We start from the raw sequence: 16,904 nt of genomic DNA on the forward strand, positions 1-16,904 counted from the left end.
CGGTGCGTGGTCACGTGCGGACGACCGGGCAACGCGGCCGTCCAGTGGCATCGGCGGGACGAGTGCCACCATCTCCGGCCACCACGCCGCCGGCCGCCGTCCGGCATGCCGTGCGCCCGTCGCGTCAGCGCGGCGGCACGGCCTTTCCCCGACCTGTGCGGGGAACCAAGGAGACACACCGTGAAGAAGATCAAGCGAAAGCTGCTGCTCGCCCTCGCCGCCTCGCTGGCGGTCGCCGGAGTCACGATTCCTGCGGTCCAGCCCGCGTTCGCCGCCTCGCTGGTCGAGGTGACGAACTTCGGCAGCAACCCGGGCGGCATGCGCATGCACGTCTACGTGCCCGACTCCCGCCCGGCCAACCCCGCGATCGTGGTCGCCATGCACGGCTGCGGGGGCTCGGGCCCCGGCTTCTACTCCGGCAGCGAGTTCGCGTCGCTGGCCAACCAGTACGGCTTCATCGTCATCTACCCGAGCGCCATGCAGGAGGCCGGGTTCGGCAGATGTTTCGACACCTGGTCGGACGCCGCCAAACGCCGCGACGGCGGCAGCGACCCGGTCTCGATCATGTCGATGGTCGCCTACGCCGTGCTGCAGTACGGCGGCGACGCCAACCGTGTGTTCGCCACGGGAAGCTCGTCGGGCGGCATGATGACCCAGCACATGCTCGCCCTCTACCCGGACCGGTTCAAGGCCGGGGCGTCGTTCATGGGCGTGCCGTTCAACTGCTTCGCCAACGCGGCCGACTACCCGCCGGGAAGCAGCCAGTGCACCGGCGGCGGCATGAACCGCACCCCGCAGCAGTGGGGTGACGCGGTGCGGCAGGTCAATCCGAGTTTCACCGGCACCCGGCCCCGGGTGCAGTTGTGGCACGGCACCAGCGACACCCTCGTGCCGTACTCGCTGCTGCAGGAGTCGATCGAGCAGTGGACCAACGTGCACGGACTCGGCCAGACGCCCACCTCCTCCGACACCCCGCAGGCCAACTGGAACCGCCGCCGCTACGCCGATGCGTCGGGCACCGTGCGGGTCGAGGCGCTCAGCATCCAGGGGGCGGGCCACAGCCTGCCGTCCAGTGGCATGGCGGCGGCAGCCGTCGCGTTCTTCGGCTTGACCAGCGGTCCGAGCACCCCGCCCAGCCCGAGCACCCCGGCCAGCCCGTCCCCGTCACCCAGTCCGAGCGCACCGGCCAGCCCGTCCCCGTCGCCGAGCCCGTCCGCGCCGCCCGGCACCGGTTCCTGCCGTGTCGCCAGCGTGATCGACGCGTGGAACAACGGCCTGGTCGAGAACATCACCATCACCAACACGGGTTCCGCCGCCGTCAACGGCTGGTCCCTGGTCTTCACCCTGCCCGGCGGACAGGCCATCACTTCCGGCTGGAACGCGGTCTACGCGCCGACCAGCGGGCAGGTGACCGCCCGGAACCTGGCCTACAACGCCGCCATCCCCGCCGGCGGATCCGTCAGCCTCGGCTTCCAGGCGACCCACACCGGTAACACCGCCAAGCCCGCCTCCTTCACGCTCAACGGGGCGGCCTGCGCCATCGCCTGACCGGCGGCGCGGGGGTGGTGGCCACCCACCCCCGCGCCGCGGCGAACCGGGTCAGGGGCCCGACCGGCGACGGAAGGGGGCCAGGGTGGCGCGGATGAGGTCGCCGGCGCCCCAGTCGTCGTCGAACTGGGCCAGCACGGCGAGGTGCTGCCGGAGCTGGATGATCGGCATACGGCTGCGCCAGTCGCTGTCCAGGGAGGTCAGCTCCGCGTAGACCGCGAAGAAACGGGAGGCTTCGGGCGGCGGCGACGTCGTCCACACGTGGGCCAGGTCTACCTCGGCCCACATGTAGGACACCGCCGGATCGATCAGCGCCGGCCGGCCGTCCGCGGTGGCCATGATGTTCTGCGCCCACAGGTCGCCGTGCGTCAGGCAGGCCGGGCGGTCCGGCAGCAACTCGGGCAGCCGGTGGCACAGCCGTTCCAGCGCCGAGCGGTCCGCCCGGTCGAGCGCGGCCTCGACCCGGGGCTGGTCGAGCCAGCGCAGCAGCCGGTGCTGTGCGAAGAAGGCGAAGCCGTCGTCGTGCCAGGTGTTGACCTGGCGGCGTCGGCCCAGCCAGTTGTCGCGGTGCCAGCCGAAACGCGGGTGGACGGTGCTCGTGTGCAGGCGGGCGAGCAGGTGCGCGAACTGCTCCCAGAAGCTCTCGCTGTGCGGTCTGGGCGCAAGCATCGACAACACCAGCAGGTCCCGGTTCGCCAGCAGCACGTCAGGGGTCGGCGCGCCGCCGATCTCACGCAGGGCGGCCAGCCCTTCGGCCTCCGCGACGAAGACATCGTCAGCCGGCGGCTCGGCGAGGGCCTTGACGAACACCGGCGGCACGCCGCGGCGGACGGCTATCCCGGCGAGCGCCGCAAGCCCGCCCGTGGCCGGCTCGACGGTGACGACGTCGTTCAAACCGCTGCGAAGCAGGGCCTCCAGCAGCAGTGCCGACCCGCTCGGAGCTTTCATCCTGTTCAGAGGTGATGTCATCGGGCTCAGAGCCAACCACGGCGGACCGCCTCCATGCCGGCCTGGAACCGGGTCTCGGCGCCGACCAGCTCCATGATCCGGTGCACGTGCCGGTGCACCGTGCGCACACTCCAGCCCAGGGTGCGCGCGATCGCCTCGTCGGTGGCGCCACCGGCCAGCAGCCCGAGCAGCTCGGCGCTGCGATCCGACAGCCCGTCCGGCAGCTCCTCCCCGGGCCGGTTGACCGCGACCGAACGCTCCCACAACGTCTCGAACAGCGCGATGAACGCGTCCAGCAGCGTCGACGGATACACCAGGTAAGCCGCCTCGGTCATCCGCCCGCCGGTCATCACCGGGATGACCGCGAACCGGTCGTCGCAGATGAGCATCTTCATCGGCACCTCGGTGGCGACCCTGGCCCGCTCGCCGTGCTGGATGCCCCGCCAGACCTCCGCCATCCGGCCCGGGATCGTCAGCGCCGAGCGGTCGTAGATGACCCGGTAGCTCAGGCCGCGGTCGGCGAGCTGATGGGTCTCCTCGGCATTGCCGCTCACCGGATTGTCGAGGTACGGCGGCCGGTCCATCCCTCTGATCTGCACCCGGGCCTCCCGCTGCAGGCGCACCAGGGTGGCCCGCAGGTTCGCGGCGCCCTCGACCACCTCGACGAGTTCACCGGGATGCCGTTCGGTCGCGTCCCGCCGGCGGAACTGCTCGGCCAACTGGTCGGCGTGCGTACGCAGCCGCGACAGGTGGCGCTCCTGCTCGGCGATCAGGGACGCGGCGGCCTGGTCGGGTGGCGTCGCGGCATACCGCGCGGGCCGGCCGGGCAGGCGGTCGGCGAGGCCGTGTTCGACCAGGCGGCCCAGCGAACGGGTCAGCTGCGCCCGGGAGAGCGCCACGTCGCCGAGCAGTTCGCTCAAGGTCGCCTGGCGGCGCAGGGTGAGCGCCTCGTAGACGTCCTCCTCGGGCCCGGTCACTCCCACCACATGCCACATTCCGTGCCTCCTCCGGCCTCGGTGAAATGCCTGCGCGGCACGACGAACCAAGATCCGCCATGACTGTTTCCAGCGCGTGAACCAGCCGGAGACCACCGTCCGGAACCCGCCAGCTGTCCTGAACATGAACGCCGCGACACATTGTCCACGCCCGCCGGCCCATGCCAAGATCGCCGTCATCTCGCGCCGACGCCGTGGCCGAAAGGCACGTACGGCTGACGGCGGGCCCTGTGGCGGCCGCGACAACCATGCGCCGCTCCCGTTCGGACGGTTAGGAGTTCCACATGGTCGTGCCCTCGACAGGGGCCCGCAGGCGTCACCCAGGTGCACGGATCGCGCTCGTCGTGCTGTCGCTGCTGGCCACCGGCGCGCTCGCGGGCGTCCCGGCCCAGGCCGCCGCACAGGCGGAGCAGGCCGCGCCGAACCGGGCGGCCCCGCAGTACCGCCCAGCGGGCTGCAACACGGCCGAGGCCACCACGTCCACCGCGGACGGTCCGCTGGCCCGCTGCTTCGCGCTCGGCCTGCCGACCGCCGGCGACGGGCGGCAGCAGAAGGCCTCCGGGCCGCCGGCAGGCGCGCTGGGCCCGGCCGACATCCGGTCCGCGTACCGGCTTCCCGACGGCGGCGAAGGCCAGACGGTCGCGATCGTCGGCGCGTTCGGCTACGACGCCGCCGAAGCCGACCTGGCCGTGTTCCGCGCCCACTACGGACTGCCGCCCTGCACCACCGCCAACGGCTGCTTCCGCAAGGTCGACCAGTCCGGCGGCACGAACTATCCCCTGGAGGAGCCGGGCTGGTCGATCGAGGCCGCGCTGGACCTCGACGCCGTCTCCGCGGCCTGCCCGAAGTGCCGGATCCTGCTGGTCCAGGCCGACAACAACGCCATGGGCAACCTGGGCCGCGCCGTCGACACCGCGGCCCGGCTCGGCGCGGTCGCCATCTCCAACTCGTACGGCGTCCCCGGCGAAGCCCACTACCAGCACCTCTACCACGCCCACTACGACCACCCCGGCATCGCCATCACGGTCGCCAGCGGCGACATCGGCAACGTGCAGAGCTTCCCGGCCACCCACCCGGACGTCACCGCGGTCGGCGGCACCCTGCTGACCCGCGACTCCTCCCCGCGCGGCTGGTCCGAGACCGCCTGGGAGCACGCGGGCAGCGGCTGCTCCAGCTACGAGGCCCGCCCCGACTACCAGGCCGGCATCGACACCCAGTGCGGCGACAAACGTGCCACCGCCGACGTCTCCGCCGCCGCGGCGCCGGAATCCGGCCTGGCCGTCTACAACACCCTCGGCCAGGACGGCTGGGCGCAGTGGGGCGGCACCTCGCTGGCCGCGCCGCTGCTCGCCGGGATGTACGCCCTGGCCGGCGACCCGCTGCCGGGCACCTACCCGGTCACCTACCCGTACCGCAAGGACCGGGCCGCGGGCCTGACCGACGTCACCACCGGCGTCAACGGCTACTGCGGCAACCTGCTCTGCACCGCCGGAGCGGGGTGGGACGGCCCCACCGGACTGGGCACCCCGGCCGGGGTCTCGGCGCTGACCCTCGGCGCGAGCGGGCAGCTGACCGGGACCGTCACCGCCGGGCGCAACACCCACGGCAAGAAGCACGGCGCGCTCCCGGGCGTGACCGTCACCGCCACCGACAGCACCGGGGCGACCTTCCACGCCACGACCGACGCCCAGGGCCGCTACCGCCTGCCCGTGCCGGTCGGCGGTTACGACGTCACGGCCGCCGCCGCCGGCTACCGCTCCGCGCCGGTGGCCAAGGCGATGGTCGGCAGTGGAGCCCGGGTCGTGCGCGACCTGACCCTGACCGCGATCCCGACCCGGACGCTGACCGGCACCGTCACCGACGGCTCCGGCCACGGCTGGCCGCTCTACGCGAAGATCACCGTCGACGGCCGCGCCGAGACGGCCCGCACCGACCCGTACACCGGCCGCTACCAGGTCGATCTGCCGGTCGGCGGCACCTACACCGTGCGCGCGACTCCGGTCGACCTGCCCGGCTACGTTCCCGGCACGGCCACCGCCACGATCGACGCCGCGAAACCCGGCCAGACCGGCACGGTCCGGCGCGACCTCGTGCTCACCGCCGACGACACCTCCTGCGACGCCACCGGATACGCCTGGCGCCACCAGGGCGTCGCCACCGATTTCACCGGCTGGTCCGGACAGCCGGAGGACGGCTGGCAGGTCACCGACGAGACCGGCGCCGGGCAGACGTGGCGCTTCGACGACCCCGCGCACAAGGGCAACCTGACCGGCGGCGACGGCGGGTTCGCCACCGTCGACACCTGGTCGCAGTCCGGTGACATCAACTCGGCCCTGATCAGCCCGCCGGCCGACCTGACCGGGGTGGCCGCCCCGGTGATCGGGTTCGACAGCGACTACTCGGCCACCAACTTCGGTGTCCAGTCCGCCGACCTCGAACTCAGCCTGGACGGCGGCGCGACCTGGAGCGTCGTGCGCCACTTCGCCGACGTCAGCGTCTCCGGGCACGTCGAGATCGCGATTCCGCAGGCCGCGGGACGGTCCGGGGTCCTGGTCCGGTTCCGCTACCAGGGCAACCTCGCCAACTGGTGGCAGGTGGACAACGTCTTCGTCGGCACGCGCGCGTGCGCGGCCGTGCCCGGCGGGTTCATCGCCGGACAGGTCCGCGACGCCAACACCGGCCGCGTGCTCAGCGGCGCGAAGGTGTCGGCGGGCACCGGACCGGCGGTGACCACCGACAGCGCCGGGTTCTACCGGGTGTTCGTCGCCGGCGGGGGAGCGGTCCCGGTGACCGCGACCGGCCTGCGCTACGGCGACGCCACGGCGACGGTGCGCACCGTCGGCGACCGCGTCGTGCGTCGCGACTGGAGCCTGCGGGCCGGGCAGCTGGCCGTGAGCCGGTCCAGCCTGCCGGTGTCCGTGCGGCCCGGCCGCACCGTCACCAGCGAGGTCCGGCTCACCAACACCGGTGACCGGCCGCTGCGGGTCAGGCTCGTCGAGCAGGACCGCGGCTACACCCCGCAGGCCGGCGGGCACCGCGCCGCCGGGCCCGAGACGCCGCTGGTCAAGGTAGCCGTGTCGGCCGGAACCAGGTCCCGCGACTTCGTGCGCAGTGCGGCGACGCCGCGGCCCGGGCAGCCGGCCGCCGACGGCACCGCCTGGGTGGAGCTGCCCGAGCTGCCGGAACCGCTGATCGAGAACACGGTCGCCGACAACGACGGCACCGTCTACTCGGTCGGCGGCAACACCTACGGCCGCATGATGGCCGAAGGGTTCGTCTACGACCCGCAGGCGCGCGTCTGGAAGCCGATCGCCGCCCTGCCGCAGCCGCTGATGGGAGCGGGCGGCGCGTTCGTCGACGGCAAGCTGTACGTCGTCGGCGGCTGGGACCTGACCGGCGAACCCCTCGCCACCACCTACGCCTACGACCCGATGACCGACCGCTGGTCCCGCCGGGCCGACCTGCCCGCCGCGGTGGCCGACGCGGCCACCACCACGGTCGACGGCAAGCTGTACGCGGTCGCCGGATGCCCGACCTACACGTGCGACACCCCGTCGCACCGGACCTACCGCTACGACCCGGACACGAACCGGTGGACCAGGCTGGCCGACTACCCGCTCGGTGTCGCAGACCACGCCTGCGGCGCGGCCGGCAACGGGCTGATCTGCGTCGGCGGGCAGATGCCGTACCTGAAGGACTCCACCGGCGACGCCTTCCGCTACTTCGCCGAGTCCGACACCTGGGTGCCGACGACCGGCCTGAACCCGCTGTACGGCATGGCCTACGCCACCGTCGGCGGCCGGCTGCGCGTCATCGGCGGCGTCACCGCGAGCAGCATCACCAACCAGGTGATGGAGTTCGACCCGGCGACGGCGGCGTGGTCGAAGCTGCCCAACGCCAACCGGGCCGTGCTCGGCGGCGGGGCGGCGTGCGGCACCTACCAGGTCGGCGGCCAGATCAGCGCGGACGCCCTCACCGGGGCCGCGCAGCAGCTGCCCGGCGCGGAGTCCTGCGTCCGCGGCACCGACGTGTCGTGGCTGGCGGTGAAGCGCACCGAGATCACCATCCCGGCGGGCCGCACCGTCACGGTGACCGTCACGGCGTCGGCCCCGGCGGTGGCCGGGCACGGCGTGTACGCGGCGCAGCTGGCGTTCGAGACGGACACCCCGTACCGGACCGAACCGCTCGCGGTGGTGATGACACTGCGCTGACCTGCGATGAGCGGAGCCCGCCCGGTGGACTTGTCCACCGGGCGGGCTCACATGTCTGCGGTTATCAGCCGCGGGTCCACCGCTGGTTGGCCGCGGCGGTGCAGGACCAGAGGATCACCGGGGTGCCGTTGGCGGTGCCGTTGCCGGAGACGTCCAGGCAGAGTCCGGAGGCGACGTTGCTGACGGTGCCGTTGCCGTTGAGATTCCACCGCTGGTTGGTGCCGCCGTGGCAGTCCCACAGCTGGACCTTCGTGCCCGGTGCCGCGCCCGTGGGCGCGTCCAGGCACTTGCCCAGCGACTGGAGGGCCTGCCCGCTGACGGTCCACTGCTGGTTCGGCCCGCCGCCGCAGCTCCAGATGATCGGCTGGACGCCGTTGGCGGTGTTGCTGCCGGGCACGTCGAGGCAGCGCCCGGAGGCCGCGCTGACCAGCGTGGACGATGCCGGGGTGGTGCTGGAGCCGATGCTGCCCGGCACCGCGCGCAGGGCGGCGTACCAGGTGGCGGCCATCTTGTCGTAGCCGGTCGCGGTCGGGTGGATGCCGTCGATCAGGTCGGCGGTGGTGAGCGCGCTGTGCATGTCGACGAGGTGGACGCGCCGGCCCGCGTTGACCTTGCTCTGCACGATGCCGGGGATGGCGGAGTTGAAGGTGCGCGCCGCGTTCTCCTGACCGGAGTTGCTCAGCGGGATGATGGTCGCGACGAACACGTCCGCCGAGGGCACCGCGGCGGTGATGCGGTCGAGCAGGCCGGACAGCCGGCCCGGGGCGCCGGACAGGTTGTAGTTCTGCAGCACGTCGTTCGTGCCGATGTGCAGCAGCACCGTACGCGGGGTCGTGTTCTGGAGCCAGCCGGTGATGTTGGCGTCGATCTGGTCGATCCGCCAGCCGGGGTGGCCCTGATGGTCGTGGTCGCCGAGGGAGGAAGGGCCGTTGTACTGCGTGCCGACCAGGTCGACGCGGTATCCGCCGGCGGCCATCCGCTGCCAGAGCCCGATCCGGTAACCGCCGGGCACCTGGGTGCCCTCGGTTATCGAGTCGCCCAGCGGCATGACCCGCACCCCGCCGTTGGACTCGGCGTGGGCCACGCCGTTCTGCATCACCGCGACGGTCAGCGCCAGCGTGGCCGCCGCGGTGGCGAGCAGGCGCGCGTACTTGGCCATGGTCGATCCCTTCACTCAGGTCGTCTCGGCAGGCGGCCACTGACCAGGGCAGCGGTGACCGCTCACATCGAAACGGTTTCGGCGGGGAGGCAGTCGTTACCTGTCGTCCTCGGCCTAATAACATGGATGACATGTGATGTGTTCGGTCCAATGTGACCGATAACATGCAAGGCGTCAAGGGTGTGGGTTTCCCTGCACCACGGGGATCGACGGCGGTCGTTGACATGTGACGTGTTACGTCGCTACGGTGGCGCTGTCCCACGGGGACAGTCGGCCTGGGGCAGCGAGCCGACCGCCGCTCAGCCCACCGCGTGGTGCGGCGACGCCTGGACCGGCAGCCGCACCGCGGACCACATCGCCCAGGTCCGGCTCCATCCCGCCAGATCAACCGCCCGCCCGCCCGGGTGCGGCGGTCGGACTGTGCTGTCCCGTGCCCCAGCCGCAGGCGGCCGTCGCCAGTGCAGTCCCCGCTCCCAAGCAAGGAGACAGCACCGTGGAATCCATCCAGCACCGGCCCGCACGGCAACGGTGGCTCGCCGCGCTCGGCGCAGCCGCCGTCGTCGTCGCGGGAGCCCTGACGGCCACCGCCCTGACCGGCCCGGCGGCGTACGCCGCCACGACCGCCGGCTGCGGCAAGAGCCCGACCCTGCGCACCGGCACGTACACGATCCAGAGCAGCGGCCAGAACCGCAGCTTCAACCTGCGCGTCCCCGACGGCTACAGCAACACCCGCCCCTACCGGCTCATCTTCGCCTACCACTGGCGCGGTGGCACCATGAACGACGTCTCCTCGGGCGGCAGCAGCGGGAGCACGTGGTCCTTCTACGGCATGCAGCAGCAGTCCGACAACAGCGCGATCCTGGTCGCCCCGCAGGGACTCGGCAACGGCTGGGCCAACTCCGGCGGGGCCGACGTCACCTTCACCGACGACATGATCCGCATGATCGAGAACGACCTGTGCGTCGACACCACCCAGCGGTTCGCCATGGGCTTCAGCTACGGCGGCGGCATGAGCTACGCCATCGCCTGCGCGCGGGCGACCGTGTTCCGCGCCGTGGTGGTGTACGCCGGCGCGCAGCTGTCCGGATGCAGCGGCGGCAGCCAGCCGATCGCCTACTTCGGCATCCACGGCATCTCCGACAACGTGCTCAACATCTCGCAGGGCCGCTCGCTGCGCGACACCTTCCTGCGCAACAACGGCTGCGCCCAGCAGAACGCCTCGGAACCGGCCGCGGGCAGCGGCAGGCACATCACGACCACCTACTCCTGCCGCGCGGGGTATCCCGTGCAGTGGGCCGCCTTCGACGGCGGCCACGGGCCTGCGCCGGTCGAGGGCTGCTCCGGCTGCGAGGATGGCGCGCGGACCTGGACCAAGGCCGAGGCCTGGCGGTTCATCGCCCAGTTCGGCTCCGGCACGCCGCCGAGCTCCCCGCCGCCGAGCAGCCCGGCTCCCGGCCAGTCGAACGTGCTGCTGGTGGGCCAGCAGTCGGGCCGCTGTGTCGACGTGCCCAACTCGTCCACGGCCAACGGCACCCAGCTCCAGCTGTGGGACTGTCACGGCAACACCAACCAGCGCTGGACCTACACCGCGAACCGGCAGCTCACGGTGTACGGCAACAAGTGCCTGGACGCCAACGGAGGCGGGACCGCCAACGGCACCGCCGTGATCATCTGGGACTGCAACGGCCAGGCCAACCAGCAGTGGAACCTCAACGCCAACGGCACCCTGACCGGTGTCCAGTCGGGGCTGTGCGTCGACGTGTCGGGCGCGGGCACCGCCAACGGCTCCAGGATCCAGCTGTGGAGCTGCCACGGCGGCGCCAACCAGCAGTGGAGCACCCGGAACTGACCGGGAACGCCGGGCCGGTCGCATCGTGCCGGCCCGGCGGCCACGACAGGCGCGGGAGCCGGCGTCGCCCGGCCGCCCACTCGACGAAAAGCGCGGTCCGCACACGGAACCCGGCCGAAACGGAATAGACACAAGCCGTTGACGTGTGACGTCATACGTCGCTACTGTGGCGATGCTCCAAGGAGGACAAACGCCCTCCCGGGCAGCGGCTCGCACCATCCACGGCCCATCGCACTCCGGACGCAGCGGCGGACACCGCCGAGCTGCGGCAGTCGAAAGGAAGAGACGTGAAGTCAGCTTTGTCGACCGTGGGAAGATCGCTGGTGGCGGTCGCGGTCCTCGTGTCCGCCTCGGTGGCGGCCGCCGTCGCCGCCCAGGCGCCTGCCGCGGCCGCGACCCAGGCGACGTACTACGTCGCCCCCAACGGCAGCGACAGCAACCCGGGCACCATCGGCTCGCCGCTCAAGACCGTGCAGCGCGCCCGGGACCTCGTCCGCACCATCAACACGAACATGACCGGCGACATCTACGTGTACCTTCGCGGCGGCACGTACCCGGTGAGCAGCACCATCGAGTTGGGGGCGAGCGACTCGGGCACCAACGGCTACCGCGTGTTCTACTCCGCCTACAACAACGAGACGCCGGTCCTCGACGGCGGTGTGCAGGTGACGGGGTGGACCCAGCACAGCGGCAACATCTGGAAGGCCCCGCTCAGCCGCTCCAACAAGCTGCGCGCGCTGTATGTCAACGACAAGCGCGCCTACATGGCGTCCAAGACCATCTCGTCGGCGGGCTGCTACGGGACGTACAACATCACGGCCGGTCAGGCGGCGTGGGCGTGGGAGTCGGGTTCGCAGTGTGACGGGGCCCGCTACAGCGCCTCGGACTTCCCCGCCATCAGCGCCAACCACGACGACATCGAGATCGAGACCGGCACGACCTGGACCACGGCCATCGTCGGCGTGCGCCAGGTGACCAGCGACGGTTCCGGCCGCATCGCGCTGTTCCAGCAGCCGGGCGCGGCCATCGCCCAGGGCGCGTTCAACGGCAACGCCCAGGTCGGGGGCACCCACAAGGTCATGAACGCCTACGAGTTCCTGGACACCCCGGGCGAGTTCTACTTCAACAAGTCCACCCAGACCCTGTACTACTACAAGGCGAGCTCGGAGAACATGGCGACCGCCGCGGTCTTCGCGCCCAACAACGTGACCACGCTGCTGCGCATCGCCGGCACCTCCACGAGCAGCCACGCGCGCAATATCACGCTGTCCGGGCTCACCGCGCAGCACTCGGACTGGAACCTGTTCACCGTGTCCGGTTCGCCCTACAAGCAGGCGCAGCAGGGCAACCTCGGCGCCACCGCGTACGCGAAGCAGAACTTCCACGCCTACTACTACCGCAACGTCGACGTCACCCCGACCATGATCGACATCCAGAACGCCGACGGCATCCTGCTGCAGCGCAACCGGATCCAGCACGCCGGGGCCGACGGCGTCGGCATGGTCAACGACGTGCAGAACTCGCAGCTGATCGGCAACTTCACCAACGACATCGCCGGGTCGGCGATCAGCGTGGGCCACCCCCAGCACGTGTACATCGGCGACCACACGTCGAGCAACCGCGAGAAGTACCCGGTCGCGGTCGAGGGCCTGCCCAAGACCATCGACATCAAGAACAACTACCTGTACGACAGCGCCGTGCTGTTCAACGGGCACAGCCCCGTCACGGCCTACTTCGTCGACACCCTGACCGTGCAGCGCAACCGCATCGAGAAGGCGCCGTGGTCGGGCATCACGATGGGCTGGGGATGGTGGAACTTCGACGGCTCGTCCGGCTCGATCGCGCCCAACCGGCCGACGACGACCGCGAAGAACAACACGATCAGCCACAACCACTTCATCGACACGGTCCAGCGCCTCAGCGACACCGCGCCGATCTACACCCTGGGCAGCCAGCCCGGCACCACCATCACCAACAACTACCTGCAGGGCGTTCCGTCCGGGCACAAGTACGGCCTGCACCCCGATGAGGGCTCGGCGTACATGACGTTCCGCGACAACGTGCTCAGCGTCGACAAGAACGTCACCTGGCTCGTCAACTCCGACGACTGGGGCCGCAAGCACGACCTGAGCATCACGCAGACCTACGGCCCCATCAACAAGGTGTCGAACAAGGTCCTGCCCAACAGCACCGTCCACGACATCCTGGTCTCGTCCGACTACGTCTGGCCCGCGGCGGCGTACGGCATCGCCGTGAACTCCGGGCTGGAGGACGCCTACCGGGGCATCATCCCGCAGGCCAACCTGGTGCTGCCCGACTACGTGCTGCCGGCGAGCACCTACGTGGGCAGCAGCGGCACGTCGATCCCGATCCGCGGCACCGGCGACTCGACCAAGTCGGTCTGGCTCGCCCCGTACGGCACGACCAGCTTCACCGCCGGGGCGACGATGACCCGCGCCGACGGCACCGCCACCTCGATCGCTGTTCCCAGCGCGGCGGGCGAGTACCGGCTCTACGTGGTGGACGCGCAGGGCGTGCGCTCGGTGGAGTCGAAGTCGATCGTCCGGCGTGAGGGCACCGGCGGCGGTGGCCAGCAGAACGTCCAGCTCGTGGGCGGGCAGTCCGGCCGCTGCGTCGACGCGCCCAACAGTGCCACCGCCAACGGCACCCAGCTGCAGCTGTGGGACTGCCACGGCGGCACCAACCAGCGGTGGACCTACACCAGCGGCAAGCAGCTGACCCTGTACGGCAACAAGTGCCTGGACGCGTCCGGGGCCGGCACGACCAACGGCACCGCGGTGGTCATCTGGGACTGCCACGGCGGCACCAACCAGCAGTGGAACGTCAACGCCAACGGCACCATCTCCAGCGTGCAGTCCGGGCTCTGCGTGGACGCCACCGGCGCGGGGACCGCCAACGGCACGAAGATCGTCTTGTGGTCCTGCAACGGCGGCGCGAACCAGCAGTGGAGTCTGCGCAGCTGACAACATGTCGTCGACCCGGCCTCGCGATCGGTGAGGCCGGGTCGACGACCCCCGTCAGTGCGGAGGGACCTTCCGCGGACGGTGCATCAGGCAGCGGAGCAGGTCAGCGTCGGCGTCGACGGAGTGCCACCGGCGAGGAAGCCGAACGTGGTCGACCCGCCGGCCGACAGCGACCCGTTGTAGGAGACGTTGCGCACCGTCACGGACTGGCCGCTGGTCGACAGCGTGCCGCTCCACAGCTGCGTGATGGACTGGCCGCTGCTGAGTGTCCAGCTGACGGACCAACCAGTGAGCGGGGCGCTGCCCGCGGTGACCGTCACCTCGCCCTGGAAGCCGCCGGGCCAGGGGTTGACGGTCCGGTAGCTCGCGCTGCATGCGCCGCCGGGTGCGGGCGAGGACGGCGCGGGGCTGCTGGGCGCGGGGCTGCTCGGGCGGGGACTCGGTGAGGCGGAAGCGCTCGGCGACGGGCTGGCCGACGGGGAGGCGCTGGGGGAGGGCGTGCCGGCGAACTGGGCGAGGAAGGTGTTGACCGCCGCCGACGTCCAGGTGCGCGTGCCGCTGGTGGCCGTCGACCCGTCCACCGGGTGCGGGGCGTGGTCGCCGTCGAAGGCGGCCCACTGGACCGGATAACCGGACCGGCACCCCGAGTAGAGCGTGGTGATGTGCGTCAGGCTGCCCTGCGCCGGCTCGCGCGGACTCTGCGCGGTGCAGCCGTTGTTGCGGACGAAGGTGTCGCGGATCGAGCGGCCCTGCGAGATGTTGAGCACGCTGTCGTGGGTGCCGTGGATGCCGAAGTAGGCGACCGGCTGGGTGCCCCCGCTGCAGCCGCTGAGGTTGGCGCCGGAGTAGACCACGACCGCCCGGAACACCGCAGGCCGGGCGCAGGCCAGCGCGTAGCTCATCGCGCCGCCGTAGCTCCAGCCCATGGCGTAGACCTGGGCCGTGTCCACGCACAGGTCGCCCTGCACGAGGCTGACCAGGTCGTCGATCAGGGTGACGTCCCGGCCGTTGGTGTTGGCCCAGCCGTTGCTGATGCCCTGCGGCGCGACGAAGATCGTGCCGTCGTTGGACAGCTGCTTCTGCCCGTAGAACGCCCAGGCCGCCCCGTCCGATCCGCCGGTGGCGACGTCATTGGCGGTGCCGTTGAGCCAGTGCAGGCCGAAGATCAGCCGGTACGGCCGGGTGTTGTTGTAGGTGCTTGGAATGCTCAGGATGTACGTGCGGTTCTGGCCGCCGCTCTGGATCGAGCGAGTCCCGCTGGTCAGCGTCGGGGTTCTGCCGCAGCCGGCGGTCGGCCCGGCCTCGGCCAGGCGCGGCACCAGCAGGACGGCGCCGGTCAGCGCCAGGGTCAGCAGGCTGCTCAGCAGCCATCGGTGTCGGCTTGAGCTGGTCGTTCGTGTCATGGCACTTCCTTGATGACAACAGTTGCGGGTCGGCTTGCCCTGGCCTGCCCCTGCCGGTGTGCCGGACTTCGTTCGCCACGTGGTCGGGCTCCTTCGACGACGTGTGTCATGAAGGATGCCGGTCGGACAGGAAAGTGTCAATCGAACGGCTCGAATGGCGTCCGAGCCGCCTCGGCGTCGCGTGGCCGCCGACAGGTCGCACCTACGATGGGCGGGGCCCCGCGTCGCGGGGCGTGGTCGACGCAGCGCCGGAGTCGTGGTGAAACTGTTCGAGATCGAAGAGACCTTCCCCGATGTGGACGGCGGCTCGCGGCTGCCCCGACGCCAGTCGGGCAACTCGCCGCAGGGTCTGGCCACGACACTGGTCGCCGACTACACGCTGCCCACGCGGGCCTGGCTGCCGTCGGCCGCGGTCACCACCCTGCTCGGCGAGTTCGGGATCACCAGCGGCGCGGCCCGGACCGCGATCAGCCGGCTGGCCCGCCGGGGCGTGCTGGAGAGCAGCCGGGACGGCCGGCGCAGCTTCTACCGGCTGACCGGCGACGCGGCCGACGAGCTGTCCGCCGGGGGTGCCTGGATCGCCCGGTTCGCCGAGCGGCCCCGCACCTGGGACGGCACCTGGACGCTGGTGGCCTTCTCGCTGCCGCAGGAGCACGGCACCCAGCGGCGATCGTTGCGCGGCCAGCTGCGCTGGCTGGGGTTCGCGCCGCTGTACGACGGCCTGTGGGTCTCGCCGGATCCGTGGAATCCCACCGTCGCCGGGCGGCTGGCCGAGGTCACGCCCGGCGCGATGACCGTGTTCCGGGCGGCGCACGTCGACCTGGCCGCCACCGCGGATCGCAACCCGATCGAGGCGTGGGACATCGCGGCGATCACCGAGCACTACGCGGCCTTCGACCGGCAGTGGCGACCGCTGCTGCGGCGCGTCCGCGACGGACGGATCGCGGGGGCCGCGGCGGTCCGGGCCCGCACCGAGATCATGGACGCCTACCGGCACATCCCGCTGCTCGACCCGCAGCTGCCGCTGGAACTGCTGCCCGCGGGATGGCCCCGCGCGCAGGCCCGCGAGGTGTTCGTCGAGATCTACGACGGGCTGGCCGAGCAGGCTCAGCGGCACGTGCTGGACGTCGTCGGCCGGTCCTCCGGTGAGCCCGCCGTCGGCATCCGGGCGCACACCGTCGCGGTGATGGCCGCCGCCTGAGCTGTTCCGAAGGTCGTCCGGAAGTTTCGGAACACCTACAGTGATCCACTGTGTGTTGAACTTTCGCACCGCGCGGACGGTGATCCCAAAGCATCAGTGATGACCACATGCTGGGCCACCTGGGCTGCTGAAATAGCTGTCGTGAGTGGATGTCGACCTAGCGCGGGGTGCGGTTCAGTCCGCATTGGTCGTTGACCACCTTCCGGAAGTTATCGAAAAGTTTCCGTTGCGGCGGGCATCCAAGCGTGGCAACATGCCCCGGTATCGATGCCCGATTCCCCGGCGCCGCACCGATCGCCCGAGACGACGCGTGCGCCGACCACGAAAGGAGACCATGGTGACTGCGCTTCCCACCGCGCATCATGGCAGGAACCCACAGCGGCGGTCGCCCATCCGCGCCGCCGCGCTGACCGCGGCCGCCGGTGCCCTCGCCCTGCTCACCGTCGTGCTCGTCATGCCGAACGCGAACGCCGCGGCCAGCACCCTCGGCGCCGCCGCGGCGCAGTCGGGCCGGTACTTCGGCACCGCCATCGCCGCCAACAGGCTCGGCGACTCGACGTACAGCACGATCGCCGCCCGTGAGTTCAACATGATCACGGCCGAGAA

Annotated in this window: 9 protein-coding genes and 1 pseudogene; 6 read left to right on the forward strand and 4 right to left on the reverse strand. The window is 71.3% G+C overall.

The features are described 5' to 3' along the window. Window positions 1-180: 180 nt before the first annotated feature. Complete coding sequence (locus tag ACFQO7_RS35555; protein WP_376810512.1) at window positions 181-1,548, forward strand: extracellular catalytic domain type 1 short-chain-length polyhydroxyalkanoate depolymerase; 1,368 nt, start codon at window positions 181-183, stop codon at window positions 1,546-1,548. 51 nt (window positions 1,549-1,599) lie between these two features. Here ACFQO7_RS35555 and ACFQO7_RS35560 read toward each other — a convergent pair whose 3' ends face one another. After that, a complete protein-coding gene (locus ACFQO7_RS35560; protein ID WP_376810513.1) occupies window positions 1,600-2,496 on the reverse strand; it encodes a fructosamine kinase family protein in 897 nt (298 codons plus the stop codon). A 26-nt stretch (window positions 2,497-2,522) separates the two neighbouring features. Next, window positions 2,523-3,491 carry a helix-turn-helix domain-containing protein gene (locus tag ACFQO7_RS35565; protein ID WP_376810514.1) on the reverse strand — a complete coding sequence of 323 codons (969 nt, stop codon included), beginning with the start codon at window positions 3,489-3,491 and terminating at the stop codon, window positions 2,523-2,525. Window positions 3,492-3,775: 284 nt separating this feature from the next. Between ACFQO7_RS35565 and ACFQO7_RS35570 the strand changes: the two genes are divergently transcribed. Further along, entirely contained in the window at window positions 3,776-7,702 is a 3,927-nt protein-coding gene (locus tag ACFQO7_RS35570) for a carboxypeptidase regulatory-like domain-containing protein (protein ID WP_376810515.1), read from the forward strand. Window positions 7,703-7,766: 64 nt separating this feature from the next. Here ACFQO7_RS35570 and ACFQO7_RS35575 read toward each other — a convergent pair whose 3' ends face one another. Beyond that, on the reverse strand, window positions 7,767-8,861 hold the full coding sequence (locus ACFQO7_RS35575) for an RICIN domain-containing protein (RefSeq protein WP_376810516.1): 1,095 nt from the start codon (window positions 8,859-8,861) through the stop codon (window positions 7,767-7,769). A gap of 502 nt (window positions 8,862-9,363) precedes the next feature. On the opposite strand from ACFQO7_RS35575, the gene ACFQO7_RS35580 reads away from it, so the two are divergent. Both ACFQO7_RS35580 and ACFQO7_RS35585 read left to right on the forward strand, forming a co-directional pair. Then, window positions 9,364-10,710: an RICIN domain-containing protein gene (locus tag ACFQO7_RS35580; RefSeq protein ID WP_376810521.1), complete on the forward strand. Its 1,347-nt coding sequence runs from the start codon at window positions 9,364-9,366 to the stop codon at window positions 10,708-10,710. Window positions 10,711-11,018: 308 nt separating this feature from the next. Next, a complete protein-coding gene (locus ACFQO7_RS35585; protein WP_376810517.1) occupies window positions 11,019-13,694 on the forward strand; it encodes an RICIN domain-containing protein in 2,676 nt (891 codons plus the stop codon). A gap of 86 nt (window positions 13,695-13,780) precedes the next feature. Here ACFQO7_RS35585 and ACFQO7_RS35590 read toward each other — a convergent pair whose 3' ends face one another. Next, entirely contained in the window at window positions 13,781-15,097 is a 1,317-nt protein-coding gene (locus ACFQO7_RS35590; RefSeq protein ID WP_376810518.1) for a CE1 family esterase, read from the reverse strand. 259 nt (window positions 15,098-15,356) lie between these two features. Between ACFQO7_RS35590 and ACFQO7_RS35595 the strand changes: the two genes are divergently transcribed. Further along, on the forward strand, window positions 15,357-16,298 hold the full coding sequence (locus ACFQO7_RS35595) for a PaaX family transcriptional regulator (protein ID WP_376810519.1): 942 nt from the start codon (window positions 15,357-15,359) through the stop codon (window positions 16,296-16,298). A 337-nt stretch (window positions 16,299-16,635) separates the two neighbouring features. Beyond that, window positions 16,636-16,904 (forward strand): annotated as a pseudogene (locus ACFQO7_RS35600) (non-reducing end alpha-L-arabinofuranosidase family hydrolase); the annotation flags it as partial.

It is taken from the genome of Catellatospora aurea (genome assembly GCF_042663325.1).
Classification (GTDB): Bacteria; Actinomycetota; Actinomycetes; order Mycobacteriales; family Micromonosporaceae; genus Catellatospora; species Catellatospora aurea.

Excerpts from the sequence above, each read along its gene's own strand:
- ACFQO7_RS35560 (WP_376810513.1), bottom strand. The coding sequence starts at position 2,496 with ATGAAAGCTCCGAGCGGGTCGGCACTGCTGCTGGAGGCCCTGCTTCGC.
- ACFQO7_RS35565 (WP_376810514.1), bottom strand. The coding sequence starts at position 3,491 with ATGTGGCATGTGGTGGGAGTGACCGGGCCCGAGGAGGACGTCTACGAG.
- ACFQO7_RS35570 (WP_376810515.1), top strand. The coding sequence starts at position 3,776 with ATGGTCGTGCCCTCGACAGGGGCCCGCAGGCGTCACCCAGGTGCACGG.
- ACFQO7_RS35575 (WP_376810516.1), bottom strand. The coding sequence starts at position 8,861 with ATGGCCAAGTACGCGCGCCTGCTCGCCACCGCGGCGGCCACGCTGGCG.
- ACFQO7_RS35590 (WP_376810518.1), bottom strand. The coding sequence starts at position 15,097 with ATGACACGAACGACCAGCTCAAGCCGACACCGATGGCTGCTGAGCAGC.